Origin of the sequence: Saccharothrix violaceirubra (assembly GCF_014203755.1) — a bacterium.
Lineage (GTDB): Bacteria > Actinomycetota > Actinomycetes > Mycobacteriales > Pseudonocardiaceae > Actinosynnema > Actinosynnema violaceirubrum.
Genome location: NZ_JACHJS010000001.1, coordinates 2,222,834 through 2,248,777 on the forward strand (window position 1 = coordinate 2,222,834; position 25,944 = coordinate 2,248,777).

At 71.6% G+C, this 25,944-nt stretch carries 27 protein-coding genes; 19 read left to right on the forward strand and 8 right to left on the reverse strand.

Annotation, left to right across the window (positions count from 1 at the left end):
- Window positions 1-3: 3 nt before the first annotated feature.
- The 3 genes from F4559_RS11020 to F4559_RS11030 form a co-directional block, all read right to left on the reverse strand.
- Window positions 4-1,104, reverse strand: coding sequence for a tryptophan dimethylallyltransferase family protein (locus F4559_RS11020; RefSeq protein ID WP_184668123.1), 1,101 nt, complete (start codon window positions 1,102-1,104; stop codon window positions 4-6).
- 397 nt (window positions 1,105-1,501) lie between these two features.
- Window positions 1,502-2,365 (reverse strand): 3-hydroxybutyryl-CoA dehydrogenase, encoded by an 864-nt coding sequence (locus tag F4559_RS11025; RefSeq protein WP_184668124.1) that lies wholly within the window; start codon window positions 2,363-2,365, stop codon window positions 1,502-1,504.
- Between the two features lie 96 nt (window positions 2,366-2,461).
- Window positions 2,462-2,920: a CAP domain-containing protein gene (locus F4559_RS11030; RefSeq protein WP_184668126.1), complete on the reverse strand. Its 459-nt coding sequence runs from the start codon at window positions 2,918-2,920 to the stop codon at window positions 2,462-2,464.
- 190 nt (window positions 2,921-3,110) lie between these two features.
- On the opposite strand from F4559_RS11030, the gene F4559_RS11035 reads away from it, so the two are divergent.
- The 12 genes from F4559_RS11035 (at window position 3,111) to F4559_RS11085 (ending at window position 15,212) form a co-directional block, all read left to right on the forward strand.
- Window positions 3,111-4,451 carry a glutamine synthetase family protein gene (locus F4559_RS11035; RefSeq protein WP_184668128.1) on the forward strand — a complete coding sequence of 447 codons (1,341 nt, stop codon included), beginning with the start codon at window positions 3,111-3,113 and terminating at the stop codon, window positions 4,449-4,451.
- Complete coding sequence (locus F4559_RS11040) at window positions 4,432-5,115, forward strand: gamma-glutamyl-gamma-aminobutyrate hydrolase family protein (RefSeq protein WP_184668130.1); 684 nt, start codon at window positions 4,432-4,434, stop codon at window positions 5,113-5,115. Before F4559_RS11035 ends, F4559_RS11040 begins: the two co-directional genes overlap by 20 nt.
- The gene (locus tag F4559_RS11045) at window positions 5,112-6,464 is read left to right on the forward strand and encodes an aldehyde dehydrogenase family protein (RefSeq protein WP_376774712.1); all 1,353 of its coding nucleotides are present in this window, start codon (window positions 5,112-5,114) and stop codon (window positions 6,462-6,464) included. The genes F4559_RS11040 and F4559_RS11045 overlap by 4 nt, the downstream gene beginning before the upstream one ends.
- A 13-nt stretch (window positions 6,465-6,477) precedes the next feature.
- Complete coding sequence (locus F4559_RS11050; RefSeq protein WP_184668134.1) at window positions 6,478-7,245, forward strand: 3-oxoacyl-ACP reductase; 768 nt, start codon at window positions 6,478-6,480, stop codon at window positions 7,243-7,245.
- 22 nt (window positions 7,246-7,267) lie between these two features.
- Window positions 7,268-7,402, forward strand: a complete 135-nt coding sequence (locus F4559_RS34335) for a helix-turn-helix domain-containing protein (RefSeq protein WP_376774631.1) — start codon at window positions 7,268-7,270, stop codon at window positions 7,400-7,402.
- A gap of 447 nt (window positions 7,403-7,849) precedes the next feature.
- Window positions 7,850-9,856, forward strand: a complete 2,007-nt coding sequence (gene thrS / locus F4559_RS11055) for a threonine--tRNA ligase (RefSeq protein ID WP_184675662.1) — start codon at window positions 7,850-7,852, stop codon at window positions 9,854-9,856.
- The gene (locus F4559_RS11060) at window positions 9,853-10,404 is read left to right on the forward strand and encodes an HIT family protein (protein ID WP_184668136.1); all 552 of its coding nucleotides are present in this window, start codon (window positions 9,853-9,855) and stop codon (window positions 10,402-10,404) included. The genes thrS and F4559_RS11060 overlap by 4 nt, the downstream gene beginning before the upstream one ends.
- Window positions 10,405-10,698: 294 nt before the next feature.
- Window positions 10,699-11,538 (forward strand): helix-turn-helix domain-containing protein, encoded by an 840-nt coding sequence (locus F4559_RS11065; RefSeq protein WP_184668138.1) that lies wholly within the window; start codon window positions 10,699-10,701, stop codon window positions 11,536-11,538.
- A gap of 62 nt (window positions 11,539-11,600) precedes the next feature.
- On the forward strand, window positions 11,601-12,209 hold the full coding sequence (gene pgsA / locus F4559_RS11070) for a phosphatidylinositol phosphate synthase (RefSeq protein ID WP_184668140.1): 609 nt from the start codon (window positions 11,601-11,603) through the stop codon (window positions 12,207-12,209).
- Window positions 12,206-13,123, forward strand: a complete 918-nt coding sequence (locus tag F4559_RS11075) for a phosphatidylinositol mannoside acyltransferase (protein WP_184668142.1) — start codon at window positions 12,206-12,208, stop codon at window positions 13,121-13,123. The genes pgsA and F4559_RS11075 overlap by 4 nt, the downstream gene beginning before the upstream one ends.
- Window positions 13,120-14,235, forward strand: coding sequence for a glycosyltransferase family 4 protein (locus F4559_RS11080; protein WP_184668144.1), 1,116 nt, complete (start codon window positions 13,120-13,122; stop codon window positions 14,233-14,235). The genes F4559_RS11075 and F4559_RS11080 overlap by 4 nt, the downstream gene beginning before the upstream one ends.
- Window positions 14,232-15,212, forward strand: a complete 981-nt coding sequence (locus F4559_RS11085; RefSeq protein WP_184668146.1) for an NUDIX hydrolase — start codon at window positions 14,232-14,234, stop codon at window positions 15,210-15,212. The genes F4559_RS11080 and F4559_RS11085 overlap by 4 nt, the downstream gene beginning before the upstream one ends.
- Window positions 15,213-15,335: 123 nt before the next feature.
- Here the strand turns inward: F4559_RS11085 and F4559_RS11090 are convergent, their stop codons facing one another.
- Window positions 15,336-15,710, reverse strand: a complete 375-nt coding sequence (locus F4559_RS11090) for a PH domain-containing protein (protein WP_184668148.1) — start codon at window positions 15,708-15,710, stop codon at window positions 15,336-15,338.
- Window positions 15,711-15,912: 202 nt separating this feature from the next.
- Between F4559_RS11090 and F4559_RS11095 the strand changes: the two genes are divergently transcribed.
- The 5 genes from F4559_RS11095 to F4559_RS11115 all read left to right on the forward strand — a co-directional run bounded on the left by F4559_RS11095 (window position 15,913) and on the right by F4559_RS11115 (window position 19,262).
- The gene (locus F4559_RS11095; protein WP_184668150.1) at window positions 15,913-16,887 is read left to right on the forward strand and encodes a LysR family transcriptional regulator; all 975 of its coding nucleotides are present in this window, start codon (window positions 15,913-15,915) and stop codon (window positions 16,885-16,887) included.
- A 352-nt stretch (window positions 16,888-17,239) separates the two neighbouring features.
- Window positions 17,240-17,707 (forward strand): hypothetical protein, encoded by a 468-nt coding sequence (locus F4559_RS11100; protein WP_184668152.1) that lies wholly within the window; start codon window positions 17,240-17,242, stop codon window positions 17,705-17,707.
- 117 nt (window positions 17,708-17,824) lie between these two features.
- A complete protein-coding gene (locus tag F4559_RS11105) occupies window positions 17,825-18,133 on the forward strand; it encodes an STAS domain-containing protein (RefSeq protein WP_184668154.1) in 309 nt (102 codons plus the stop codon).
- Window positions 18,130-18,273 (forward strand): hypothetical protein, encoded by a 144-nt coding sequence (locus F4559_RS11110; protein ID WP_184668156.1) that lies wholly within the window; start codon window positions 18,130-18,132, stop codon window positions 18,271-18,273. The genes F4559_RS11105 and F4559_RS11110 overlap by 4 nt, the downstream gene beginning before the upstream one ends.
- Complete coding sequence (locus F4559_RS11115; protein ID WP_184668158.1) at window positions 18,237-19,262, forward strand: MEDS domain-containing protein; 1,026 nt, start codon at window positions 18,237-18,239, stop codon at window positions 19,260-19,262. The genes F4559_RS11110 and F4559_RS11115 overlap by 37 nt, the downstream gene beginning before the upstream one ends.
- On the opposite strand, the gene F4559_RS11120 is transcribed toward F4559_RS11115, so the two are convergent.
- From F4559_RS11120 to F4559_RS11130, 3 genes are all read right to left on the reverse strand, one after another.
- Complete coding sequence (locus F4559_RS11120; protein WP_184668160.1) at window positions 19,216-21,267, reverse strand: elongation factor G-like protein EF-G2; 2,052 nt, start codon at window positions 21,265-21,267, stop codon at window positions 19,216-19,218. The genes F4559_RS11115 and F4559_RS11120 overlap by 47 nt on opposite strands.
- 99 nt (window positions 21,268-21,366) lie before the next feature.
- The gene (locus F4559_RS11125; RefSeq protein WP_221447199.1) at window positions 21,367-22,416 is read right to left on the reverse strand and encodes a saccharopine dehydrogenase family protein; all 1,050 of its coding nucleotides are present in this window, start codon (window positions 22,414-22,416) and stop codon (window positions 21,367-21,369) included.
- Window positions 22,413-23,369: an alpha/beta hydrolase family protein gene (locus tag F4559_RS11130; protein ID WP_221447200.1), complete on the reverse strand. Its 957-nt coding sequence runs from the start codon at window positions 23,367-23,369 to the stop codon at window positions 22,413-22,415. The genes F4559_RS11125 and F4559_RS11130 overlap by 4 nt, the downstream gene beginning before the upstream one ends.
- Before the next feature lie 49 nt (window positions 23,370-23,418).
- Here F4559_RS11130 and F4559_RS11135 point away from each other — a divergent pair, with 49 nt between their 5' ends.
- Together F4559_RS11135 and pdxS are read left to right on the forward strand one after the other, a co-directional pair.
- Entirely contained in the window at window positions 23,419-24,255 is an 837-nt protein-coding gene (locus tag F4559_RS11135; RefSeq protein ID WP_184668161.1) for a PaaX family transcriptional regulator C-terminal domain-containing protein, read from the forward strand.
- Window positions 24,256-24,394: 139 nt separating this feature from the next.
- Window positions 24,395-25,297: a pyridoxal 5'-phosphate synthase lyase subunit PdxS gene (gene pdxS, locus F4559_RS11140; protein ID WP_184668163.1), complete on the forward strand. Its 903-nt coding sequence runs from the start codon at window positions 24,395-24,397 to the stop codon at window positions 25,295-25,297.
- Between the two features lie 42 nt (window positions 25,298-25,339).
- Here the strand turns inward: pdxS and F4559_RS11145 are convergent, their stop codons facing one another.
- The gene (locus F4559_RS11145; protein WP_184675668.1) at window positions 25,340-25,897 is read right to left on the reverse strand and encodes a helix-turn-helix domain-containing protein; all 558 of its coding nucleotides are present in this window, start codon (window positions 25,895-25,897) and stop codon (window positions 25,340-25,342) included.
- Window positions 25,898-25,944: the final 47 nt, after the last annotated feature.

The following is a 25,944-nucleotide window of genomic DNA, read 5'->3' on the forward strand; positions in this document are numbered from 1 at the left end:
CTCCTAGCTCGCGAGGCGGACCGGTCGCGGCGGGGCAACGGCGTGGGCCTCCGCGGACAGGTAGACGGTGATACCAGGGCGCGGCCGACCCATGCGCAGCGAGACGTGCGCGATCAGGCCCACCCCGTCGGCGAGTCGACGACGCGCCACGGCGGCGAGCGCGTCGTCGAACGGCGCGGGGTCCATGTCGTACTTCGCCATGACCGCGAGCACCCGTTCCCGGGCCTCCGCGTCGTCCTCCACGTAGTCGCGGATCGGCACGTACAGGGAATAGCCGCTCGGCCGGTCGGTGTCGCCTTCCAGGAACGTGTAACTCGAAATGAGGGGTCGCCCGTCGAACCGTGCGGTGTGCCCACCGGTGAGGAGGCAGAAATCGGGCAGGCGGTCCACGTCCACCCCCCGCGCCGCTTCCGCGGCCCGCGTCACCTCGTCCACTCCGGCCGCGTGATGCGAGATGTAGACCTTGACCCGGGCCCGTGCGGGATCGGTCAGGTCGAGGGCGAAGAAGGAATAGCGGTCGAGTCCCGGCCGGGTCACCGCGCGTTCCCGCAAAATGCGGAAAGCGTCGCCGAAGCCGGTCCGCGCCAGTCCTTCCCGGACCAGATCCTCAGCCGCGTCGACACCACGCACCTCGGGGTTGAGGTACACCTTCACGCCCGGCGCGGTGCCGCCGCGGAACACCAGGGAATACCAGAGGGTGAAATCCTGTTCCGGGCGTTCCGGGAGGAACAGGTCCCGGACGCTGTCGAAGCGCCGCAGGTCAAGGCCGAGTTCCGGCCGGTCGCGCAACCGGTCGAGGCACTCGAGCGCGGCGGCGGTGTTGGTGCGTCGGGACGGCGCGATCGCGGTGGTCTCGACGATCGTGCGGACGACCGGCGCCTCGCCTGCTGCGAATGCCGCAGAGAATTCCACCGGGGTGTGGTCGTCCGCCACGTCCGAAAGCCACACGGGCTGCGCGGCGAGCGGCAGTGCGCCACCGGGGCCGAGTGTCTCGGCCAGTAGTGCCGCTGATTCCGTCGGTGTGTCCGTGATACCCAGAGAATGAAGGAGCGCGTTCAGCTGCTGACCCGTGAAATCGCTTACGGAAAGCTCTCGTGCGTCCAAGGCGGGGTTCTCCTCGTGGGGTGCGAAGCGGAAGTTACGCTATGCGAAGCATTCCTGTCCACCGGGTGACGCCAGCGTGATGCAAGGCACTCTAAAGGCAGCCGATGTGTTCTGTCGATCGCTGTAGGTGTGTGCCGGCAGCGGTGTGGGATGCTCCGAACGGGCGCTTGACCGTAAGCCACATCAGCCTTTCGAACCAATGTGACCGTGAGCTTCGCAACGCCTCGCGGATATTGGGACGTGCGCGTTCGCCGTGTATTATCCGGGGAAATTCACCGAGTGGGCACGACGAGTTCGTGAAATATTCGGAGTTCCGCTTCGTAGCGCGGTGCGCGTCGGTGTGGTATCACCGACGACGGCGTCCGGGCACGCCGCGCGACGCGCCCGGACCCCCGGTTCAGGACGAGTAGTCGTGGAAACCCCGGCCGCTCTTGCGGCCCAGCAGACCCGCGTCGACCATGCGCAGCAGCAGTGGCGGCGGCGCGTACAGCGGCTCCTTGAACTCCGCGTACAGCGACTCGGCGATCGCCCTGGTGGTGTCCAGGCCGATCAGGTCGGCCAGGCGCAACGGACCCATCGGGTGCGCACAGCCCAGCACCATGCCCGCGTCGATGTCGGCGGCCGAGGCGAAACCGGACTCCAGCATGCGCACGGCCGCGAGCAGGTATGGGATCAGCAGCGCGTTGACGACGAACCCGGCCCGGTCCTGCGAACGGATGACCTGCTTGCCCAACGTCCCGGTCGCGAACTCCTCGGCCCGCGTCACCGTCCGCTCGTCGGTCAGCAGCGACGGCACCAGCTCCACGAGCTTGAGCACGGGCACGGGGTTGAAGAAGTGCACCCCGACCACCTGTCCCGGCCGCCCGGTCGCCGTCGCCAGCTTGGCGATCGGGATCGACGAGGTGTTCGAGGCCAGGATCGCCCGCGGGTCGGCGACGACCGCGTCCAGCGTCCGGAAGACCTCGATCTTGACCTGCTCGTTCTCCGCGACCGCCTCGACGACCAGGTCACGGTCGCGCAGGTCGGTCAGGTCGGTGGTGAACCGCAGGCGCTCCAGTGCGGCGTCGCGGTCCTCGGTGCCCAGCTTCCCGCCGCGCACGGCTTTGCCGAGCGACGCGGCGATCCGCCCGCGCCCGGCCTCGGTGGCCTCCGCGCTCACGTCGGCGACCACCACGTCCAGCCCGGCACGGGCGCAGACCTCGGCGATCCCCGAGCCCATGAGCCCGGCACCCACCACTCCAACACGTCGAATGTCACTCACCCGGCCGATCCTGCCAGGCGCGATCGGTCGGGGCACCGGCCCGAAGACGCGTCGCGGCGGCCACCCCGCGTGCCGGGGTGGCCGCCGCGCCGGTGCTCAGGCCGTGCCGAAGTTCTGCGTCCAGTACGCCTTCTTCTTGGCGTCGAGCGCGTAGCCGACGCCCAGTTCCTTCAACGAGCAGTTGAGGATGTTCGCCCGGTGCACCGGGCTCTTCATCCACGCCGCCACCACCTCGGTCGGCGTCTTCTGGCCGAACGCGATGTTCTCGGCGGCGGCCTTCCAGACGTAGCCCGCCTTCTCGATGCGTTCCGCCGGGTTCGACCCGTTGAGTCCGGTGTGGCTGAAATTGCCTGCCTTCGCCATCTCGTCGGTATGCGCCTGCGCGCTCTTGGTCAGCTTCGGGTTGCCGGCCAGCGTCGGACACCCGTTCGCCGTCCGCTCCTTGTTGGTCAGGGTGCGGACCTCGTCCTCCAGCGTCTCGGCCGCGTGCGCGGTACCGGTCGCGGCGAGCATCGCCACGACGACGGCCCCGGCCCGGATGCCGGTGCATGTCATGCCTGTCCTCCTTGTCCGGTGCGCCCAGCACAGGGTTCCCGGATCGAACCCGCTCGGCTCGTCACGATCGGTTGAACTTGAAGTCACCTTTCGTAACGGTCGAACGTCCACGTGGGAGGGTGGCGGCCGTCACACGGATGGTGTCAGCATGGGCGACCACGGGTGGTGTCGACCTTGTGGAGGTTGCCGGATGCTCACCGTCGGGGAGTTGCGCGGACTCGTGGACTCCGGAACGGTCGACACCGTCCTGGTCGCCGCCGTCGACATGCAGGGCCGGTTGCAGGGCAAGCGGTGCGCGGGCCGGTTCTTCGTCGACGAGGTCCTCGCGCACCCCGCCGAGAGCTGCGACTACCTGCTCGCCGTCGACGTCGAGATGAACCCGGTCGGCGGGTACGCGCTCTCCTCGTGGGACCGCGGCTACGGCGACTTCGTGATGCGCCCCGACCTGTCCACGCTGCGCCGGATCCCGTGGCACGAGGGCACCGCGCTGGTGCTGTGCGACCTCGAACGCGAGGACGGCACCCCGGTCGAACCGTCGCCGCGCCGGGTGCTGCGCCGCCAGCTCGACCGGCTCGCCGCCCGGGGCCTGCGCGCCGACGTCGGCACCGAACTGGAGTTCCTGGTCTTCGACGACACCTACGAGGACGCCTGGGACCGCCGCTACCGCGACCTCACCCCGGCCAACCGGTACAACGTCGACTACTCGCTGTTGGGCACCGGCCGCGTCGAACCGCTGCTGCGCGACATCCGCAACCACATGGCGGGTGCCGGACTGCGGGTCGAGTCGGCCAAGGGGGAGTGCAACCCCGGCCAGCACGAGATCACCTTCCGGTACGCCGACGCGCTCGTCACGTGCGACAACCACAGCGTCTACAAGACCGGGGCCAAGGAGATCGCCGCACGGCACGGCCGGTCCCTCACGTTCATGGCCAAGTACAACGAGCGCGAAGGCAACTCGTGCCACGTGCACCTGTCGCTGCGCACGGACGACGGTCGACCCGCCTTCGCGGACGAGGGCGGCATGTCCGCGCCGATGCGGCACTTCCTGGCCGGACAGCTCGCCGCGTTGCGCGAGTTGACGTACTTCCTGGCGCCCAACGTGAACTCCTACAAGCGGTTCGCGCCCGGCAGCTTCGCGCCCACCGCCGTCGCGTGGGGCCGGGACAACCGGACGTGCGCGCTGCGGGTCGTGGGCCGGGGCGCCGCGCTGCGGTTCGAGAACCGGGTGCCGGGCGGCGACGTGAACCCGTACCTGGCGGTGGCCGCGCTGATCGCCGCCGGACTGCACGGCCTCGACCGCGAACTGCCGCTGGAGGACGCCTTCGTCGGCAACGCCTACGCCGCCGACCGCGCGACCGTGCCCACGACGTTGCGCGAGGCGGCGTCCCTGCTCGCGGGCAGCGCCGTCGCACACGAGGCGTTCGGCGAGGACGTGGTGGCGCACTACCTCAACGCGGCCCGCGTGGAGCAGGCCGCGTTCGACGCGACGGTGACGGACTGGGAGCGCATCCGTGGTTTCGAACGGCTCTAGACCGCTGATCGGCGTCAGCACGCACGTGGAGCACACGGCCGCGGGCGAGGCGGCCGTGCTGTACCGGGACTACGTCGACTCGGTGGCCCGCGCCGGCGGCAACCCCGTGCTCGTGCCGCCCGCCGGGGTGTGGGACGCGGACGCCATCGCGTTCCTCGACGCGCTCGTGTTCACCGGCGGCCCCGACCTCGACCCCGCCCTCTACGGACGCTGCCGCGACGCCCGCACCGGCCCGTCCCGGCCCGACCGGGACGCCGCCGAACTGGACCTCGCGCGTGCCGCGTTGAAGCGCGACCTGCCGGTGTTGGGCGTGTGTCGAGGCATGCAGCTGCTCAACGTCGTGCGCGGCGGCACGCTGCGCCAGCACGTCGAGGGCCACGACCCCGAGCACGGCCACACCGGGATCGCGGTCGCGCCCGGCACCCGCCTGTCGTCGATCGTCGGCATGGCCACGACCGTGCACTGCCACCACCACCAGGCGGTCGACGTGCCGGGCGACGGCCTGCGGGTGGTGGCGCGGGCGGCGGACGGCACGGTCGAGGCGGTCGAACTGGTCGGCGCCCGGTTCGTCGTGGGCGTCCAGTCCCACCCGGAGGCCGACAGCGAGGACGACCGGCTGTTCGCGGCCCTGGTCGACGCGGCGGCGGGGAGTCCCGCGTGGTGATCGAACTGGTGGACCCGTCGACCGGGCGGCCCTTCCGCACGGTGGCGGCCACGTCGGCGGCGGAGACCGACGCGGCGGTCGCCCGTGCCCGTGCGGCCTTCCCCGCCTGGCGGGCCGTCGCGCCCGGCGACCGGGCCCGGCTGCTGCGCCGATTCGCGGACGCGGTCGACGGCGCGATCGAGGAACTGGCGTGGCTGGAGGTGCGCAACGCCGGGCACACCATCGGCACCGCGCGGTGGGAGGCGGGCAACGTCCGCGACGTCCTGCACTACTACGCCGCCGCGCCGGAACGGCTCTTCGGGCGGCAGATCCCCGTTTCCGGCGGGCTCGACGTCACCTTCCACGAACCCCTGGGCGTGGTCGGCGTGATCGTGCCGTGGAACTTCCCGATGCCGATCGCCGCCTGGGGGTTCGCCCCGGCCCTGGCGGCGGGCAACACCGTCGTGCTCAAACCCGCCGAGGCGACGCCGCTCACCGCGCTGCGGCTCGCCGACCTCGCGCTGGACGCGGGCCTGCCGCCGGACGTCCTCCAGGTCCTGCCCGGCCGCGGCGACGTGGTCGGCCGTCGGTTCGTCACGCACCCGGACGTGCGCAAAGTCGTCTTCACCGGCTCGACCCGGGTCGGCAAGGAGATCATGACCGGCTGCGCGGACCAGGTGAAGCGCACGACGCTGGAACTCGGCGGCAAGAGCGCCAACATCGTGTTCGCCGACGCCGACCTCGACCGCGCCGCCGCGACCGCGCCCGACGGGGTGTTCGACAACGCCGGGCAGGACTGCTGCGCCCGGTCCCGCATCCTCGTCGAGGCGTCGGTGTTCGACCGGTTCATGGCGTTGCTGGAACCCGCCGTGCGCGGCGTCGTCGTGGGGCCGCCGGGGGAGGAGGCGACCACGATGGGGCCGCTGATCTCCGCGGCGCACCGGGCGAAGGTCGCCTCGTACGTGCCCGACGACGCGCCCGTGGCTTTTCGGGGCAGCGCGCCCGACGGGCCCGGCTTCTGGTTCCCGCCCACGGTCCTGGCACCCGTCGCACCCACCGACCGCGCGGCCGTGGAGGAGATCTTCGGTCCGGTCGTGGTCGTGCTGCCGTTCACCGACGAGGAGGACGCCGTGCGGCTGGCCAACGACACCGAGTACGGGCTGTCGGGCTCGATCTGGACGCGGGACGTCGGCCGGGCGCTGCGCGTGGCCCGGGCCGTGGAGGCGGGCACGCTGTCGGTGAACTCGCACTCGTCGGTGCGGTACTGGACGCCGTTCGGCGGCGTGAAGCAGTCCGGTCTGGGCCGCGAACTCGGCCCGGACGCGCTGCACTCGTTCACCGAGACGAAGAACGTGTTCCTCGCGCACTGAACGGAGACGGCGGATGGCGGAGCGGTTGGCGGGACGGGTCGCGGTCGTGACCGGCGGCGGCAGCGGGATCGGCCTGGCCACGACGCGCAGGCTCGCGGCCGAGGGCGCGCGGGTCGTCGTGGCGGACGTCGACGCGGAGGCGGGGCGGAAAGCCGCCGCCGAGGTGGACGGGCGGTTCGCGCACGTCGACGTGACCGAGGAGGAACAGGTCGAGTTCCTCTATCGGTCCACTGTGGACGAATACGGGTCGGTCGACGTCGCGTTCAACAACGCGGGCATCTCGCCGCCGGAGGACGACTCGATCCTCACCACGGGCATCGAGGCGTGGGAACGGGTGCAGCGGGTCAACCTGACGTCGGTCTACCTGTGCTGCAAGCACGTCATCCCGCACATGCTGGAGCGCGGCCGGGGCTCGGTGGTCAACACGGCGTCGTTCGTGGCCACGATGGGCGCGGCCACGTCGCAGATCTCGTACACGGCGTCGAAGGGCGGCGTGCTGGCGTTGAGCCGGGAACTCGGCGTGCAGTTCGCGCGGCAGGGCGTGCGGGTGAACGCGTTGTCGCCGGGGCCGGTGAACACGCCGTTGCTGCGGGAGCTGTTCGCGAAGGACCCGGAGCGGGCGGCGCGCAGGCTCGTGCACGTGCCGTTGGGGCGGTTCGCCGAGCCTGAGGAGATCGCGGCGGCGGTGGCGTTCCTGGCCAGTGACGACTCGTCGTTCATCACGGCGTCGAACTTCCTGGTGGACGGCGGCATCTCGGGGGCCTACGTCACGCCGCTGTAGTTCGGACGCCGGGTCGGTCGCCGTGGCCCGCTTGCGGCGGATCGTCGAACGGATGGAGGCCGCCCGTCGGGCCGGGTGGTCGTGGCGCGACGTCGCGTCGCGGCTGGGCGTCACCAAGCAGACCGTGCACCGCAAGTACGGCCGGGAGGTGGGCTGACCGTGTTCCGCGGCGACCACCCCGACCTCGTCACGGCCCTGCGCCGGGCGCGGTGGATCGCGCGGGCCCTCGGCCGCGTTCGACCCCGGCCCCGCACCGGAACCGCTCACCGGCTGACCGGTGCCCGTCGGCCAGGGTGGCCTCCGAAGTGGGGACTCGCGGTGCCCGAATGCACATTTCGCGGTGCCTGAACGTGCAACTCGCGGTGTCCGGGTGCGCAACTCGCGGTGTCCGGGTGGAGGACTCGCGACCACCTGGGTGCCGCCGGGTTGCACGGCCTGGTCCACGTGCGGGCGCGACCTTGACCCGATCGGGTGGGCGGGCCAACCTGGCACGGCGGAAAACCCGTCGGTGAGCACCGATAACATCTGCGGTGCAAGCACCGTCACACTCCGAGGAGTCATCGTGTCCCAGCCGCTCCCCTCAGCCGCACTCGTCCCACCCCGCGTGGTGGTGCCGGCGGGGACTACGGCCGGGACGGCGGTCCGCGAGGCGGGACTGCCGGGCAAGGGCCCCGACGCGATCGTGGTCGTCCGCGACGCCGAGGGCCACCTGCGCGACCTGTCGTGGACCCCGGCCGTGGACGTCGAGGTGGAGGCGGTGGCCGCCGACACCGAGGACGGCCGCTCGGTCATCCGGCACTCGACCGCGCACGTGCTGGCCCAGGCCGTGCAGCAGCAGTTCCCGGACGCGAAGCTGGGCATCGGCCCGCCCGTGCGCGACGGCTTCTACTACGACTTCAAGGTCGACAAGCCGTTCACCCCCGAGGACCTCCAGGCGCTGGAGAAGCGCATGAAGGCGATCGTCAAGGGCGCGCAGCGGTTCTCCCGCCGCGTGATCGAGTCCGTGGACGCGGCCAAGGCCGAACTCGCCGCCGAGCCGTTCAAGCTCGAACTGGTCGACATCAAGAGCGACGTCGACACCAGCGAGATCATGGAGGTCGGCGGCGGCGAGCTGACGATCTACGACAACCTCGACCCGCGCTCGGGCGACCAGGTGTGGGGCGACCTGTGCCGGGGCCCGCACGTGCCGACCACCAAGCACATCCCGGCGTTCAAGCTGACCCGCGTCGCCGCCGCCTACTGGCGCGGCAACGAGCGCAACCCGCAGCTCCAGCGCATCTACGGCACCGCGTGGGAGTCGCAGGAGGCGCTCGACGCCCACCTGGAGCTGCTGGCCGAGGCCGAGCGCCGCGACCACCGCCGGCTCGGCGCCGAACTCGACCTGTTCAGCTTCCCCGACGAGATCGGCTCGGGCCTGGCGGTCTTCCACCCCAAGGGCGGCATCGTCCGCAAGGCGATGGAGGACCACTCGCGGGCGCGGCACGTCGAGGAGGGCTACGAGTTCGTCTACTCGCCGCACATCACCAAGGGCAACCTGTTCCAGACCTCCGGCCACCTCGACTGGTACCGCGACGGCATGTACCCGGCCATGCACCTCGACGCCGAGTACGACGACGAGGGCAAGCTGCGCAAGCCCGGCCAGGACTACTACCTCAAGCCGATGAACTGCCCCTTCCACGACCTGATCTTCCGGTCGCGCGGGCGGTCCTACCGCGAGCTGCCGCTGCGCATGTTCGAGTTCGGCACGGTCTACCGGTACGAGAAGTCCGGCGTGATCCACGGCCTGACCCGCGTGCGCGGCCTGACCCAGGACGACGCGCACGTCTTCTGCACCGAGGAGCAGGTGGAGGAGGAGCTGAAGTCGCTGCTGGCCTTCGTCCTGGGCCTGCTGCGCGACTACGGCCTCGACGACTTCTACCTGGAGCTGTCGACCCGCAACGACGAGAAGTACATCGGCGCCGACGACGTGTGGGAGCGGGCGACGAAGACCCTGGAGGCGGCGGCGCTGTCCAGCGGCCTGACCCTGGTCCCGGACCCCGGCGGCGCCGCGTTCTACGGCCCGAAGATCTCCGTTCAGGCCAAGGACGCGCTCGGCCGCACCTGGCAGATGTCGACCATCCAGCTCGACTTCATGCTCCCGGAGAAGTTCGAGCTGGAGTACACCGCCTCCGACGGCACCCGCAAGCGCCCGGTCATGATCCACCGCGCGCTGTTCGGCTCGGTCGAGCGGTTCTTCGGCGTGCTGACCGAGCACTACGCGGGCGCGTTCCCGGCGTGGCTGGCGCCCGTGCAGGTCGTGGGCATCCCGATCGCCGACGAGCACCTCGACCACCTGTTCGCCGTGGCCGCCGAGCTGCGCAAGCACGGCGTGCGGGTCGAGGTCGACGCCTCCGACGACCGGATGCAGAAGAAGATCCGCAACCACACCACGCAGAAGGTGCCGTTCATGCTGCTCGCGGGCGGCAAGGACGTCGAGTCCGGCGCGGTGTCGTTCCGGTTCCGCGACGGCACCCAGGTCAACGGCGTGCCGGTCGAGCGCGCGGTCGCCACCGTCGTCGAGTGGATCGCCCGCCGGGAGAACGCGTCGCCCACGGCGGACCTGGTCAAGTGACGGTCGAGTACGAGGAGCAGGACGGGGTCGGGGTCCACGACGCGTTGCAGCGGCTGTGGACCCCGCACCGCTTGTCCTACGTGCGCGGCGAGGGCAAGGCGGACGGCGACGAACCGGCGGGCTGCCCGTTCTGCCGGGTGGTGGCCGTGTCGCCGGACGAGGACACGCTGATCCTGGCGCGGGGCGAGCTGGTGTTCGCGGTGCTCAACCTGTACCCCTACAACCCCGGCCACCTCATGGTGCTGCCGTACCGGCACGTGCCCGACTACACCGACCTGACGCCCGCGGAGACGGTCGAGTTCGCCGAGTTCACGCAGAAGGCCATGCGCGTGATCCGGTCCGTCTCGGAGCCGCACGGGTTCAACATCGGCATGAACCAGGGCGTGGTCGCGGGTGCCGGTATCGCGGCGCACCTGCACCAGCACGTGGTGCCGCGCTGGGGTGGCGACGCGAATTTCATGCCGGTGATCGGTCATACGAAGGTGCTGCCCCAATTGCTCGGCGAGACGCGTCGGCTGCTGGCCGCCGCATGGCTCGCCGCGGCCTGATCCCCGGTGTGGCGGGCGTGCCGCCGAATTGCGTTCCTCGCCCGTTCGGACCAGTGGCACTCCCGAATACCCGGCGTCCGGTAATGCCTGGTGGGGCGGAAAACATGAGCCCCGCTCGGTCCATTCCCGGTGAATTGGACCGGGCGGGTGAATCGGTACACCCGGGCCGACCGCCCGTACCGGCGGATACGGAGCGTCCGGGTGGGATGGATCACGGCGGAAGCGGGTTCAGGCCGCCGGTATTCCCTGTCCGGCCGATCGTCATAGGCTTCCCCGATAGATAACGTGCGTTTCATGACCGCACCCGAGCGTTCGCGGCTGGCCCGGGAACGGCTCTCGCGCGAGTTGCGCAGGCTCCGCACGGAGGCCCGCATGACTGGCACGGCCACCGCCCGTGCCACCGGAATGAGCCAGTCCAAGCTTTCCAAGATCGAGAACGGCATGCTCCTGCCGTCCGTCGCCGATGTGGAACGCCTGGTCAACGAGCTGTCCGCGACCCGCGAGACCCGACTCGAACTGATCGAGTTAGCCCGGCAGCTGCACGCCGAAGCCGAAACCCGGCGCGTCGTGCTGCACCGCGGTGCCCACCGGCACCAGCAGACCGTCGCGCGCATCGAGGCCCGCGCCACCACCAGCCGGTTCTTCCAGAACGCCGGTGTACCGGAGCTGTTGCAGAGCGAGAGCTATCGCCGGGTGGTCCTGGCGGCGACGCCGCCGCACGAACAGGACACCGCGATAGCCACGCTGCGTAGTCGTCGGGCCCGGATGGATGATCTCGGCAAACGCTTCGTGTTCGTCCTCAGCGAAGCCGCGCTCCGGTGGCGGATGGGCTCCGCGGATCTCATGTGCGAGCAGATCGAGCACCTGACGCAGACGATGCGAAGACCCAATGTCCAACTCGGCGTGATTCCCTGGACCGCCGACGCGAATCTCGTCGCGTTGCACGGATTCCAGGTCTACGACGAGAGATTCGTGACGCTCAGCGTGCTCACCGGCAATGCGACCATCACCGATCCGTTGGACGTGCGGGAGTACCTGGCGTTGTTCACGCGGCTGGAACGGCTCGTGATGCGCGGGGAACAACTGGAGGACCTGCTCGAACAGATCTCCAGGGACCACCGCAAGCTCGGCTGAAGTCTGCGGTTACGCTGCGGGTGCCCCAGTCGTCCCCCGCCGGTAGGTGCAGTCGCCGCCCCATGCTGAACATCTTCGCCCGCGCGTCGGTCTCGCGCGTCACCGATCCGATCGGGGCGTGGCTGCTGCGTCGCGGCCTGACGCCGAACACGGTCACGGTGCTGGGCACCGTGGGCTCCGTGGCCGCCGCGCTGTGGTTCCTGCCGCGCGGCGAGTTGTTCACGGGCGCGGCCCTGGTGACCGCCTTCGTGCTGTTCGACCTGATCGACGGCGCGATGGCCCGCGCGCAGGGCGGCGGCACGCCGTTCGGCGCGGTGCTGGACGCGACGTGCGACCGGATCGCCGACGGCGCGTTGTTCGGTGCCATCGCGTGGTGGGCGTTCGCCAACGGTGAGCGCGCGCTCGCGGCGGCCACGCTGGTCACGCTGGTCGGCGCGCTCGTGACGTCGTATGTGAAGGCCCGTGCCGAGGCGTCCGGGCTCAGCGCGGACGGCGGGCTGGCCGAGCGCGCCGAGCGGTTCATCGTCGCCCTGGTCGGCGTCGGGCTCGGCGGGCTGGGCGTGCCTTACATCCTGCCGGTGTCGCTGTACCTGCTCGCGGCGTTGGTCGTCGTCACGGTCGCGCAGCGGATCGCCGCCGTCCACCGGTCCGCGAAGGAGTACCGGACGTGAGCGAACGGCTCGCCGACTGGGGCTACGCGGCCGGGTGGAAACTCGTCCGGCTGCTGCCCGAGGGCGTGGCGCGGGCCGCGTTCGACCTGGGCGCGGACCGGGCCTCCCGGCGCGGCGGTCCGGCCCGGCTGCGGGCCAACCTGCGCCGGGTCGTGCCGCAGGCGGGGGAGCGGGAGCTGGACGAGCTGGTGCGCGCGTCCGTGCGCTCGTACGCGCGCTACTGGCGGGAGGCGTTCCGGCTGCCGTCCACCGACCTGGCCGCCGCCGCGCGCCGGTGCGACGACATGATCAGCGGGGTGGAGAACCTCGACGCCGCGCTCGCCCAGGGCACCGGCGCGGTCGTGGCCCTGCCGCACTGCGGCAACTGGGACATGGCCGGGGTGTGGCTGGTGCACCACTCGGGGTCGTTCACCACGGTCGCCGAACGGCTGCGCCCCGAGTCGCTCTACCGGCGCTTCATCGACTTCCGCGAGTCCCTGGGCTTCGAGGTGCTGCCGCTGACCGGCGGCGACCGCAACCCGGCCACCGTGCTGGCCGAACGGCTCCGGCAGAACAAGGTCGTCTGCCTGCTCGCCGACCGCGACCTCACGGCGGGCGGCGTGCCGGTGACGTTCTTCGGCGAGCGCACCATGATGCCCGCCGGACCCGCGCACCTGGCCGCCACGACCGGCGCCGCGCTGCTGCCCGTGGGGCTCTGGTTCACCGACGACGGCTGGGGCATGCGCATCCACCCGCCGATCCGGGTCTCCGACGTGGGCGCGGCCACCCAGTCGCTGGCCGACGTGTTCGCCGCCGACATCTCCACGCACCCGGCGGACTGGCACATGTTCCAGCCGCTGTGGCTGACCGACCTGCCCGAGAGCCGGCAGCGCGCGTTGGCCCGCGTGCTGGCGCGGCGGGAGGGCGCCGGGTGAAGGTCGGCATCGTCTGCCCGTACTCGTTCGAGGTGCCCGGTGGGGTGCAGGCGCACGTGGTCGACCTGGCACGGGCGTTGCGCGGCCTCGGCCACGAGGTCGAGGTGCTGGCACCGGCCGACGACGACACGCCCGTACCCGAGTTCGTCACCCCGGCGGGCCGCGCGGTCGGCATTCCCTACAACGGTTCCGTGGCCCGGCTGTCCTTCGGCCCGGTCTCGTTCGCCCGGGTGCGCCGCTGGATCGCCGAGCACGACTTCGACGTCGTCCACCTGCACGAGCCGACCGCGCCGTCGCTGTCGATGCTCGCGCTGATGACGGCCGACGGGCCGATCGTGGCCACGTTCCACACGTCGACACCACGCTCGAAGATGCTGTCCGCGTTCCAGGTCGTGCTCCAGCCCTTCCTGGAGAAGATCACGGCTCGCATCGCGGTGTCCGCGCTGGCCCGGCGCGTGCAGGTCGAGCACCTCGGCGGCGACGCGGTGGAGATCCCCAACGGCGTCGACGTGGCGTTCTTCGCCGACGCGGCTCCGCTGGACGGCTACCCGCTCCCGTCGGGCACGGTCGGCTTCGTCGGCCGCTACGGCGAACCCCGCAAAGGCATGCCCCTGCTGCTGGAGGCGTTGCGCGAGGTGCCCGGCGTCCGCCTGCTCGTCGTGGGCCGGGGCGACGAGGACGAGCTGCGCCGACAGGCAGGCCCGGAACTGGCGTCACGAATCGTCTGCCTGGGCATGGTCGACGACGAGACCAAGGCCCGCGCCCTGCGCAGCGTCGACGTGTACTGCGCACCCAACACCGGCGGCGAGAGCTTCGGGATCATCCTGACCGAGGCGATGTCGGCGGGCGCGGCGGTCGTGGCGTCCGACCTGGACGCCTTCCGACGGGTGCTCGACGACGGCAGAGCGGGCGTGCTCACCCCGGTCGGCGACGCCGCCGGCCTGGCAGCGGGCCTGCGCTCGGTCCTGGACGACCGCGAGGCACGGGCACGCTACGTGGACGCGGCGAGGCAACGCGTCATGACCTACGACTGGTCCGTGGTGGCCCAACAGGTACTGCGCGTGTACGAGAGCGCCATGGCCGCCGACCCGCGTCGGGTGCGTGAGGCGTGACCAGCGCGGGCGTGGCGACCACCTTCCTGGTCCTGCTGGGACTGGCACTGCTGATCGGCCCCTGGATCCTCGGCACCGCGAACCGCCTGGACCGGCTCCACGTCCGAACCGACGCGGCCTGGGCCGCCCTCGACGCGGCACTGGCCAGGCGCGCGGTGGTGACGCGCGCGGTAGGCGCGGTACGCGGCGTCCCGGAACTGGCGACGGCCGCCTCCAGGGCGGAACGCGCACCCCGAGCGGAGCGGGAAGCGGCCGAGAACGAACTGGCCGTCACCCTCTCCGACCTGGACCGCACCACCCTGGCACCGGCCCTCGCGGCAGAACTCCTCGACGCCGAACAACGAGTGGTGCTGGCACGACGCGTGCACAACGACGCCGTACGCGACACGCTCGCACTACGCCGCCGCCGCCCCGTCCGCTGGCTCCGACTGGCCGGCACGGCACCGACCCCGTCCTACTTCGAGATAGCCGAACCGGTAGCCGACGGCGAGGTGACCGCCCTGACCCCGAGAACGTCGGCACGCCTGCTCCTCCTCGACGAGCAGGGCCGAGTCCTCCTGTTCGAGGGCGCCGACCCGGCCCGCCCCGACGAACTGTTCTGGTTCACCGCGGGCGGCGGAGTGGAACCGGGGGAGGACCTGCGCGCGGCGGCGGTACGGGAAGCCCACGAGGAGACCGGCCTGCACCTGTCGCCCGAAGACCTGATCGGCCCGATCTGGAAGCGCCACGCGGTCTTCAGCTACGACAACCTCGGCTACACGGCCGTGGAGTGGTTCTTCGTGGCCCACGTCCCACCGGACACCCGAATCGACACGTCGGGCTTCGAGACCCTCGAACACGAAACCATCCGGGGCCACCGCTGGTGGTCCACAGCGGACCTCGGCGCCACGAAGGACACCGTCTACCCCGTACAACTGGCCGACCACCTGGACGACGCGGCCGAACCGTGGGACGGCACCACCCGCCAGATCCGCTAGACCACGCGAGTCCTCCACTCGGGCACCCCGGAATACGCACTCAGGCACCCTGAAACACGCGCTCGGGCACCTCGAAACCATCCCGGACCACCCGCTCGGACAGCCCGCGCGGGCCCGCCCGGCTCAGAGCACGAACGTCCCGATCATCTGGGCCAGCAGCCGGACGTCCGAGCTGCCCCGGAACTCCAGCCGCACCCGGCCCAGCCCCGAGAACCACAGGTCGAGTTCGGCGTCCATGTCGAACGTGCCCGCCGTCTCGATCGAGAACGCCTGGATGCGGCTGTAGGGCAGCGACGTGAAGTCCTTCTTCTTGCCCGTCATGCCCTGGACGTTCACCGCGATGACCCGCTTGTTCGTGAAGACCACGAAGTCGCGCACGGTCTTGAACGCGGCGACGACCTGCTCGCCCTGGATCATGATCGGCGCCACCTGCGGACCGATGTCCTCCGGGCGGCACGGCGACAGCTTGAAAACCGAGGTCTTCTCGAAGTCGATCACGTTCCCGACGCTACCCCCGGGCCGGGCGGCGTGGTGCCGATTTCGGGGTCATCCCCGAACGGGTTCAGGGTTACCCTTGCTCATTCGGGTGGTCTTCCCGGGTCAACTGTCACGATCCGGATACGAAAATAGCGTGGAATAAGCCATTTTACCGACGTCGGTACCCTCGACTGGCTGTTACCGGTGGCCTACCGTCAGTTGAATGAAGCTTGAACTAAGGCACCTGCGCGTCGTGTGCGCGATCGCGGACGCGGGCAGCCTGTCCAAAGCCTCTTCCCTGCTGGGGCTGGCGCAGCCGGCCCTGACCGCACAACTGCACCGGATCGAGAGCCTCCTGGGCGGCAAGCTGTTCGACCGCGACCACAAGGGGGCCAGACCGACCATGCTCGGCGAGCTGGTCCTCGAACGGGCCAGGGTGCTGCTGCCCGCGTTCTCCCGCCTGCAGGAGGACGCGCTGCGGCTGGTCGACGACAGCTCGCCCGGCGACCGCTACCGGGTCGGCTCGGTCAACGGGCCCATGCTCGGCGGCCTGGTGCACCGGCTCACGGAGCTGCACCCCGGCGCGCACGTCAGCACACAGGTCTCGTGGTCGGGCGACGAACTGGCCGGTGCCGTCGCCCAAGGGAAGCTGGACTACGTCATGGTCGGCGTCTGCGGTGACGCGCCACCCCCCACCGAGCACGGCCTCACCTGGAGCATCCTGGCCGTCGACCCCGTCTTCGTGATCGTGCCCGAGGACCACCCGTGCACGGCGAAGGAGGAGGTCGAACTCGCCGAGCTGAAGGACATGCAGTGGGCGGTCACGCCCGGCGACGGATGTTTCGGCGACTGCTTCGTCGCCGCGTGCAGCCGGGCCGGGTTCACACCGCGCACCATGTACGAGGTGGACACCAACAGCTGCGTCGACCTCGCCCAGTCCGGCGACGCCGTGGTGCTGTGCCAGCCGATGTTCCGCCGCACCCCGGGCCTGGTCGCGATGCCGATCGCGGGCGTGCCGCTGAAGTGGCGGCACGTCATGGGCTGGGACCCGGAGGGTCCGGCGGCCGAGTTCGCCGGGCAGGTCATGCGGTACGCCATCGACGCCTACCGCGAGACCGTGGAGCGCAACCCCCGCTACGAAGCGTGGCTGCCCACCCATCCGGAGTACGGTCCACTGGACTATCACGCCGTCATATGACCCAACCGGTAATACCGCGTTCGCCCGTACCGGCCTAGTTTTCCCGGAGAACCCCTGCTCCCCGAGGAGAACCCGCGCGTGACGCACGGACCCACCGCGCGGACCGACCCCACGAGGGTCACCCGGACCGCGGACAGGGCGACCCGATCGGCCGCGACACCTCGCGGCGTCTGACCGGTGACTCGCGAGGCGGGGTCCGTGCCGCGTCCCCACGGCACGGACCCCGTTGACCTTCTTACCTGATCGGCTGATCGCCAATAGCACAGAGTCAGTCACCCGATCGTGCGGGTGTGGTGCGCGTCGGCGGGTGCCGATGCCTCAGGGGTCACTGTCCAACCAGGTTAGGAACATCGTGTCCCCACACCGCACTCGCGGCTTTCTGCGCACCACCCTCCTGCTCGCCCTCGGCGCGTCCCCGCTGATCGTCGGTGTCGCGTCCGCGACCGAGACGCTCCACGCGCCGGTCGAGCCCCGGTCGGGCGACGCGGGCCGGGTGGACGCCGTGCGGGCCGACGTGCCGGTCGACCGACCCGTGGTGCTGCCGGTGCCGGCGGACGTGCCCGTGCTCGACGGTGCCGCCGGTCCGGCCCCGATGCCCGGCATCTACGAGGGCGAACCACGCACGCCCATGGCGCGCGACCGGATCGCACCGGCCCTGCCGGGTGTCCCGGGGGTCGCCGACTCCGGCATCCGCGTCCCGGACGTCGCCGACCTGCCCGCCGCGCCGGCCGTGCCCGCGCTGCCGGGATTGCCCGCGCTGCCCGCCGCCCCGGCCGTGCCCGGCGACCTCGGCACCGGGCTGCCCGCACTCGGCCACTGAATCACGCCCGTCCGCCCGGGAACGCGTTTCTTCGCGTTCCCGGGCTTTTTCGTATTGTCCGACTATGAATACGATCGATTGTGGAATTCGCGTCGCCCACGCGTATGGTCTCGCGCCGTGGTCATCACCAGGGAAGGCGATCCGCCGGGTATCGTGCTGTCCGGGGCGATCGACCCGGATGATCTGGCCGAACTCCGCGCGCTCCTGCTCGCCGACGGGTGCGGCGACGTGCGACTCGACCTGCGGGCCGTGCCGTTCCTCGTGGTCGGCACGTTGCGCGTCCTCGTCCAGACCGCGGTCGAACTGCACGAATCGGGCCGTGACCTGGTGCTCGACCTCGCACCACAGCACGAGTGGACGATCGGGGCGGTCGGTTGGTCCGCCGCGCCCGGTCTGGTCCTGGCGAACGGAACGGTGCCGAGATGAGCGACGACCAATTCCGCCACGACGCCGCCGTGTACGCCTCCGACGAGGAATTCCTGGCGATGGCCCTCCCGTTCGTCGCGGCGGGATCGAACTCGGCGAACCCGTGCTGGTCACCACCACCCCGGCCAACCTGGAACTGATCAGATCGGCGCTGGGTCGGTTCGCGGATTCGTTCGACCACGCCGAGACCGCGTATTTCGGGCGTCTACCCGCGGAACGGGCGACGGAATTCTTCCGCTATGGGCAACGTAAAGCCGCGTCCGTCGACAACCGCAACGTGCGCGTGCTCGCCGAACCGCTGTGGCACGGCCGCACCGAGCGGGACGTGCGGTCGTGGCGACGCATGGAGTCCGGGCTCAACGTCCTGCTCGAGGACACGAACGTGTGGATGATCTGCCCGTACGACACGCGAACGGTCGACGAGCAGGGCATCGAGCACGCGATGCGCACGCACCCGACTCACGTGGTCGGGACCCGGACGCTGTCCTCGACCCGCTACGTCGACCCGATCGAGTACGCCCGGTGGTGTGACGCGACCCCGCTGAGTCCCCGTCCCGGGCACGCCGCCGTGCTGCTGTTGCGCGGGGACCCGCACGTGGTGCGCCGGTTCGTCGTGGCCGAGGCCACGCGACTCGGCCTCGACGCCGAGCGGGCGGCACTGCTGACCGTGGCGGTGGGCGAGACGCTCGCGTACCTGCGGGACGACGGCTACGTGGCGACGTGGGCCGCGGCGGGCAGCGTGGTGTGCGAGCTGAGCGGGACCGTCACCGCGGCACCGGGGCTGTTCGCGGGCTTCCGGCCGCCGGAGCTGTACACGACCACCGAGCCGGGCGACGGACTGTGGATCACCCGGCAGATCTGCGAGTGGGTCGACATCCGGCACCAGCGTGGCCGCGCGGTGTTCCGCCTCCAGGTGCCCGGCCCGACGTCGGTGGAGCGCCGCGTCCGCCGACCGGGATGCCCGAGTGCGTGTGCCGGCCTGTCCGAGTGCGTATTTCAGGATGCCCGAGTGCGTGTGCCGGGGGTGTCCGAGTGGAGGACTCGCGGTGGCGGGGGCACCGCGGAGCCCCGGGGACCGCGGGTCAGCGGCGGGCGGCCAGGTTGTGGGGGAGCGGGTCGTAGCGGCTGAACCGGCGGGTGAACGTGCCGGTGCCCGACGTCAGCGAGCGCAGCTCCACCGGGTAGCGCAGGAGTTCGGTGGCGGGGACCTCGGCGCGGATCACGGTCGTGCCGGTGCCGTCGGTCTCGGTGCCCAGCACCCGGCCACGCCGGCTCGACAGGTCGCCCAGCACGGTGCCCAGGTGGTCGTCGGGCAGGCGGATGGCGACCTCGTCCAGCGGTTCGAGCATGGCCGTCCCGCTGTGCCCGGCGGCGTCCTTCAACGCCAGCGAGCCCGCCGTCTGGAAGGCCGCGTCGGACGAGTCGACCGAGTGCGCCTTGCCGTCGACGAGCGTCACCCGCACGTCGACCAGCGGGTTCCCGCCCTGGAGCCCGCGCGCGAGCTGGGCGCGGACACCCTTCTCCACGCTCGGGATGAACTGGTTGGGGATCGCGCCGCCGACGATCCGGTCCACGAACTCGAACCCGGCGCCGCGCGGCAGCGGTTCGACCTCGATGTCGCACACCGCGTACTGGCCGTGCCCGCCGGACTGCTTCACGTGCCGCCCGTGCCCCTTGGCGGACGCCGCGAACGTCTCGCGGAACGCCACCCGCACCGGCTCGGTGTCCACTTCGGCGCCGCCCGCGCGCAGCCTCGCCAGCACCACGTCGGCGTGCGCCTCGCCCATGCACCACAGCACGAGCTGGTGGGTCTCGGCGTTGCGCTCCAACCGCAGGGTCGGGTCGCCCGCGACCAGCCGGCCCAGGTTGCGGGCCAGGGTGTCCTCGTCGCTGCGGCTGCGCGGGACGACCGCGACCGGCAGCAGGGGCTCGGGCATCTCCCACGGCGCGACCAGCAGCGGGCGTTCCGGCGCGGACACGGTGTCGCCGGTCTCGGCCGAGCCCAGCTTGGTCACCGCGCACAGGTCGCCGGCCACGCAGTACGGCACCTCGCGCAGGGTCGCGCCCAGCGGCGAGTACACGTGCGCCACGCGTTCGTCCACGTCGTGGTCCTCGTGGCCCCGGTCGGCCATGCCGTGGCCGGACACGTGCACGGGTCGTTCCGGCCGCAACGTCCCGGAGAACACCCGCACCAGCGAGACCCGGCCCACGTACGAGTCGACGGCGGTGCGCACGACCTCGGCGACCAGCGGCCCGGACGGGTCCGGCGACAGCCTCGGGTGCGGGATGCCGTCCACGCCGGTGACCTCGGGCAACGGGTGCTCCAACGGGGACGGGAACGCCCGCGCGATCCCGTCGAGCAGTTCGGTCAGCCCGATGCCGGTCAGCGCGCACACCGGGAGCACGGGGTGGAACGAGCCGCGCGCCACCGCCGTCTCCAGGTCGGCGACGAGCGTGGCCTGGTCGATCCCCTCGCCCGCCAGGTAGCGGTCCATGAGGGTCTCGTCCTCGCTCTCCGCGATGATCCCCTCGATCAGCGCGGCACGGTCGACCTCGTACGCCGGGTCGTCGGTGACCAGCAGGTTCACCAGCCCGTCGGCGCCGGGCAGGTACAGCGGCACGACGCCGGCGCCGAACGCGTCCTGGCAGGCCAGGACCTGGGTCGCCACGTCGGCCCGGTGATGGTCGGTGCGGGCGAGCACGACCGCGCGCGGCATGCCGACCGCCGCGCACTCGTTCCACAACGCCACCGTGGACGCGTCCACGCCCTCGGCCGCGCTGATCACGAACAACGCGGCGTCGGCGGCGCGCAGCCCGGCCCGCAGTTCGCCGACGAAGTCCGCGTAGCCGGGCGTGTCGATGAGGTTGATCTTCACGTCGCCGTGCCGGACCGGCGCGACCGCCAGGCCGACGGACCGCTGCTGCCGCACGGCGGCCGGGTCGTGGTCGCAGACGGTGTTGCCCTCGGTCACGGTGCCCGCCCGGCTGAGCACACCGGTCGTGGCGAGCAGGGCCTCGGTGAGCGTCGTCTTGCCGGCGCCGGACGGACCGACCAGCACGACGTTGCGGACCTTGGCCGGGTCGTCTACAGCGACCGCGCCTGCCGGGGGGTTGTTGTCGGTTTTCGAACCCATTGTGTCCACCCTCCACCAGTGTTTAGTGTTCGATCTCACACCTGTGACCGGGGCCCGACAACCCCAGCGGCTCTTCCCGACCCGTGAGGAGGAATCCGATCAGCGCACGACCGCCGCCGGGTGGTGCCGGGCCAGGTCGGCGAAGAACCGCTCGGGGTCGACGACGTCCTCGGGCGCGTGCACGCCGGGTCCGGTGATCGTCCCGTTGACGACCTGGGCGAGCGCGAGCCCCAGCGACAGGCCGGTCGCCTCGCCCATGTCGTCGAGCAGCCAGGGGTGGTCCAGGCGCACGACGACCTCGCGCGCACCGCGGGCCAGTGCGAAGAACGGTGGCAGCGAGCCCGGTCCGGCCGGTCGGCGCAGCGCGGCGCGGACCGCCCGGCCGATTCGGGGGCGGACGAGTTCGCGTGCGGCGGACTCGGGCGTGTGCCGTCCGGCGTCGATGTCCCGGCGCACCAGGTCGAGGTAGGCGATCGTGGTCGGCGACGCGACCATCAGCGTCGCCGCGTCGCCCCGCGGCCGGAACGCGCGGTGGAACGTCACGGGCTCGGGGTGGCCGACCGTGTACGCGGTACCGCCCGGCAGGTCCACCGCGCGCAACGGTGGTTCCAGGACGAGCCGTCCGTCGCGCACGGCCGGGATGTCCCCGCTGATCTGGTGCATCCAGTGCACGAGCGCGGCGCCCGCCTCCGCCTTGCCGTCGGCGGGCCACGCGACGTAGAGGTCGGTCAACGCGCCGACGCGCGCCGCGGCCAGGCGTGCCAACAGGTTGACCGCGCCCGGACTCGCGCCCATGCCGACGACCGCGATCACCCCGGCCGCCCGCGCGTCGTCGTCGAGCAGCAGCAGGTCCTGTGTCGGCTGCCAGTCGTCGCACAGGTCGAGGTAGTGGGTGCCCGTGTCGATCGCGGCCCGCAGCACGGTCGTGCCGAACCGGAGGAACGGGCCGACCGTGTTGAGGACGACGTCCGTGTCGCGCAACGCTTCCCGCAGCGCGGCCGGGTCCGTGACGTCCAGGCGCACGTCGGCGCCGGCGACCCGGTCGGCCACCACGACGTCCACGCCGGGCAACGTCGCCGCGACGCGGGCCGCGACCGAACCGGTGATCCCGCACCCACCGAGCACCATGACCTTCCTCGGGACCCTCATCGGCGCTCCAAAAACCGGCGCTGGTCGTCGAGAACGCCGTCGGCGTAGACGGATCGCGGCGCGAAGAGCGCGACCAGGGTGCCCCACACGGCCGAGTCCTCGACGGCGGGCTCGGCCAGGCCGTGCGTGGCGTCGCGGTAGCGGTGCACCTCCAGGTCCGGGACGAGGTCCGCGTACACCCGCGCGGTCTCGTCCGCGTCCACGTGCACGTCGTGGTCGCCGAGCGCGAGGAAGACCGGCACGCGGGACGCGGCCAGGTCGGCGGACGCGTCGCTGCGGTGGTTGAGCGTCACGAACCGCCACCGGTCCTCGGTCATGTCCGGGTCGACCTCCCGGTACTCGGCGTACGACGCGTCCCGCGCCAGCAGGGCCAGCCGGCGCCCGCGCCGGTCCAGCGCCGCGCGCACCTCCGCCTCGGGCCGGCCGCGCAGGCTCGTGACCAGGTCGTACTCGCCCTGGCGCAGCCAGTTGACGGCCGGGGACACCGCGATCACGAACCGCACGTCGGTGTTCGTGGCGGCGAGTCGGGGCAGCACCCACCCGGCCTGGCTCGCGCCCCACAGGCCGATCCGGCGCGGGTCGACGTCCGGTCGGCCCCTCGCCCACGTGATCGCCCCGGCGGTCTCGTCCGCACGGTCGCGCATGCTCTGGTGCAGCCAGTTCCCCGGCGCGTCGGCCACGCCCGGCTTGTCCCACGACAGCGACGCGTAGCCGGCGCGGCCGAACTCCTCCCACAGCGGGCGGTAGTGGCCGTCGTGCGTGGCGTCGATCGGGCCGTCGCCGTGCACGAACACCACGAGTCCGAACGGGCCGTCGCCGGGCGGTTTCGCCAGCACGCCGCGCAGGTCGCCGATCTCCACGCGTTCCTCGCGCAGGTCGTAGTCCTGCGCGACCACGATCCACCCCGTGGCGGCGACGAGGAACGCCGCCAGGATCACCAGGGTTCGTTTCATGCATCCCCCAAACTATCGTTCTTGATACGAACGTACTAGATTTGAACACATGGACGTGGAAGTACCCACCAGGACCGTCGTCGAGGCGCTCGTCCGTCCGGACGGGACGGTCGACGCGGGTGAGCTGTACGAGGTCGCGAACGCGTTGGGCATGTCGGACCAGCAGGTCCGGCTGTGCCTCAAACGCCTGGTCGCGGAAGGCCGCTTCACGCAGGAGGGGCGCGGGCGCCGGGCCGTGCTGCGGGCCGCGTCGCGCGAGGCCGGCCTCGACGTCGAGTTCGTCCGGTTCATGTACCGGCAGGACGCGGGGGAGGAGGAGTGGGACGGCGTGTGGCACCTGGTGGCGTTCGCCGTGCCGGAGTCACGACGTCGTGAACGTGACGCGCTGCGCGACGCGATCGTGCGCTTCGGCGGCGCCGCGTTGCACGGCGGTCTCTACGCGTCGCCGCACGCGTGGGAGGACCTCGTCGAGGGCGAGGCGTCGGCGTGGGACGTCGACTCGTGCGTGACCTTCCTGACGAGCACGGACCTGCGCGTCGGCGGCGAACGCGACCCGGTCGCGCTCGCCGCCCGGCTGTGGCCGCTGGACGCGATCGCCGACCGGCACCGGCTGCTCGCCGCCGTCGCCGCGCACCGGCTGCGCCTGCTCCGGTCGGGCGACCTCGACCGCGCCGGGCTGCTGCGGGTGGCCGTCGAACTGGCCGCCGAATTCACCCGCGCGGTCGAGCCCGATCCGCTGCTGCCGCCGGAGCTGTTGCCCTCGCCCTGGGTGGGCACGCGGGCGCGGGCGGCGGTGGCCCGGTGCTGGTCCGCGCTCGCGGAGCGTGCCGACGACCTGCCCGCGCTGTTCGTCGCCTACCGCGGGATCGGCGAGAAGGATCGGTGACCGCCGAATCGTGGCCCACGCCACTTCACCTGCGGCGCAGTGTGAAGTGGCCTGCCGAGAACGCGGGGCAGTGGCCACGTTGACCGGGCCACGTGGGACGTACGATCGTCCCGTCGTACCCGCTGAGGAAAGGCAGACCGTGACCACTTCACCCGACTCCGCCGCCACCGGCACCGCCCGAGTCAAGCGCGGCATGGCGGAGATGCTGAAGGGCGGTGTGATCATGGACGTGGTCACGCCCGAGCAGGCCAAGATCGCCGAGGACGCGGGCGCCGTCGCCGTCATGGCGCTCGAGCGGGTGCCGGCCGACATCCGCGCCCAGGGCGGCGTGTCCCGGATGAGCGACCCGGACATGATCGACGGCATCATCGAGGCCGTCTCGATCCCGGTCATGGCCAAGGCCCGCATCGGCCACTTCGTCGAGGCCCAGGTGCTCCAGGCGCTGGGCGTGGACTACGTCGACGAGTCCGAGGTGCTGACCCCGGCCGACTACGCCAACCACATCGACAAGTGGCAGTTCACCGTGCCGTTCGTGTGCGGCGCGACCAACCTGGGCGAGGCGCTGCGCCGCATCACCGAGGGCGCGGCCATGATCCGCTCCAAGGGCGAGGCCGGCACCGGCGACGTCTCCAACGCCACCACGCACATGCGCAAGATCCGCGCTGAGATCCTGCGGTTGCAGAACCTCCCGGCCGACGAGCTCTACGTCGCGGCCAAGGAGCTCCAGGCGCCGTACGAGCTGGTCCGCGAGGTCGCCGAGGCGGGCAAGCTGCCCGTCGTGCTGTTCACCGCGGGCGGCATCGCCACCCCGGCCGACGCCGCGATGATGATGCAGCTCGGTGCCGAGGGCGTGTTCGTCGGCTCCGGCATCTTCAAGTCGGGCAACCCGGCCCAGCGCGCCGAGGCCATCGTCAAGGCCACCACGTTCCACGACGACCCCGACGTGCTCGCGAAGATCTCGCGCGGTCTGGGCGAGGCCATGGTCGGCATCAACGTCGACGAGATCCCGCAGCCGCACCGCCTGGCCGAGCGCGGTTGGTGACGTCGTGCCGGGACCGGCGGTCGGACAGGCCGCGGGTCCCGGTCAGACGTGTTCCATGACCAGGACGATCGACGTGCCCGGCGCGAGGGCGACGGCGGTGTGGGGCAGGTCGCCCGGGTACACCAGGTAGTCGCCGGGGCCCAGGTCCACCGGGTCGTCGGTCAGTCCCGCGCGTACCCGGCCCGTGCTCACGACCATGTGCTCGCGGGTGCCCGCCATGTGCGGCTGCGACTCGCGCGGGGCGCCCGGTTCCAGGTTCAGCACGTAGATGTCCCGGCGCGCGCCCGGCGGGCAGGACGAGAGCAGTGTCGCGGTGTAAGGCGCCCGCTCGGAGTGGACCGCCGCGCCCTCGCCCGCGCGGATCACCGTCACCTGCCGCACGGGCGGGTCGACGAGCCGGCTGAACGGCACGTCCAGCGCCACGCCCAACGCCCACAGCGTCTCCACGCTCGGGTTGCCGTTGCCCGCTTCCAGCTGCGACAGCGTGGACTTCGCCACGCCGGCGCGCTTGGCCAGTTCGCTGAGCGAGAGCCCGACCCGTTCGCGTTCCCGCCGCAGCGAGGCCGCGATGACCTCCAGCGGCGCCCCGGTGTTCGGCATAACGGTCCTCTCGTTCGTCTTGACGAACAGCCTTCCGGTGTTCATCG

Coding starts and splice junctions, on each gene's coding strand:
- F4559_RS11030 (WP_184668126.1), bottom strand. CDS start 2,920: ATGACATGCACCGGCATCCGGGCCGGGGCCGTCGTCGTGGCGATGCTC.
- F4559_RS11035 (WP_184668128.1), top strand. CDS start 3,111: ATGCTCACCGTCGGGGAGTTGCGCGGACTCGTGGACTCCGGAACGGTC.
- F4559_RS11050 (WP_184668134.1), top strand. CDS start 6,478: ATGGCGGAGCGGTTGGCGGGACGGGTCGCGGTCGTGACCGGCGGCGGC.
- F4559_RS11065 (WP_184668138.1), top strand. CDS start 10,699: ATGACCGCACCCGAGCGTTCGCGGCTGGCCCGGGAACGGCTCTCGCGC.
- pgsA (WP_184668140.1), top strand. CDS start 11,601: ATGCTGAACATCTTCGCCCGCGCGTCGGTCTCGCGCGTCACCGATCCG.
- F4559_RS11095 (WP_184668150.1), top strand. CDS start 15,913: ATGAAGCTTGAACTAAGGCACCTGCGCGTCGTGTGCGCGATCGCGGAC.
- F4559_RS11110 (WP_184668156.1), top strand. CDS start 18,130: ATGAGCGACGACCAATTCCGCCACGACGCCGCCGTGTACGCCTCCGAC.
- F4559_RS11120 (WP_184668160.1), bottom strand. CDS start 21,267: ATGGGTTCGAAAACCGACAACAACCCCCCGGCAGGCGCGGTCGCTGTA.
- F4559_RS11125 (WP_221447199.1), bottom strand. CDS start 22,416: ATGAGGGTCCCGAGGAAGGTCATGGTGCTCGGTGGGTGCGGGATCACC.
- F4559_RS11130 (WP_221447200.1), bottom strand. CDS start 23,369: ATGAAACGAACCCTGGTGATCCTGGCGGCGTTCCTCGTCGCCGCCACG.
- F4559_RS11135 (WP_184668161.1), top strand. CDS start 23,419: ATGGACGTGGAAGTACCCACCAGGACCGTCGTCGAGGCGCTCGTCCGT.
- F4559_RS11145 (WP_184675668.1), bottom strand. CDS start 25,897: ATGCCGAACACCGGGGCGCCGCTGGAGGTCATCGCGGCCTCGCTGCGG.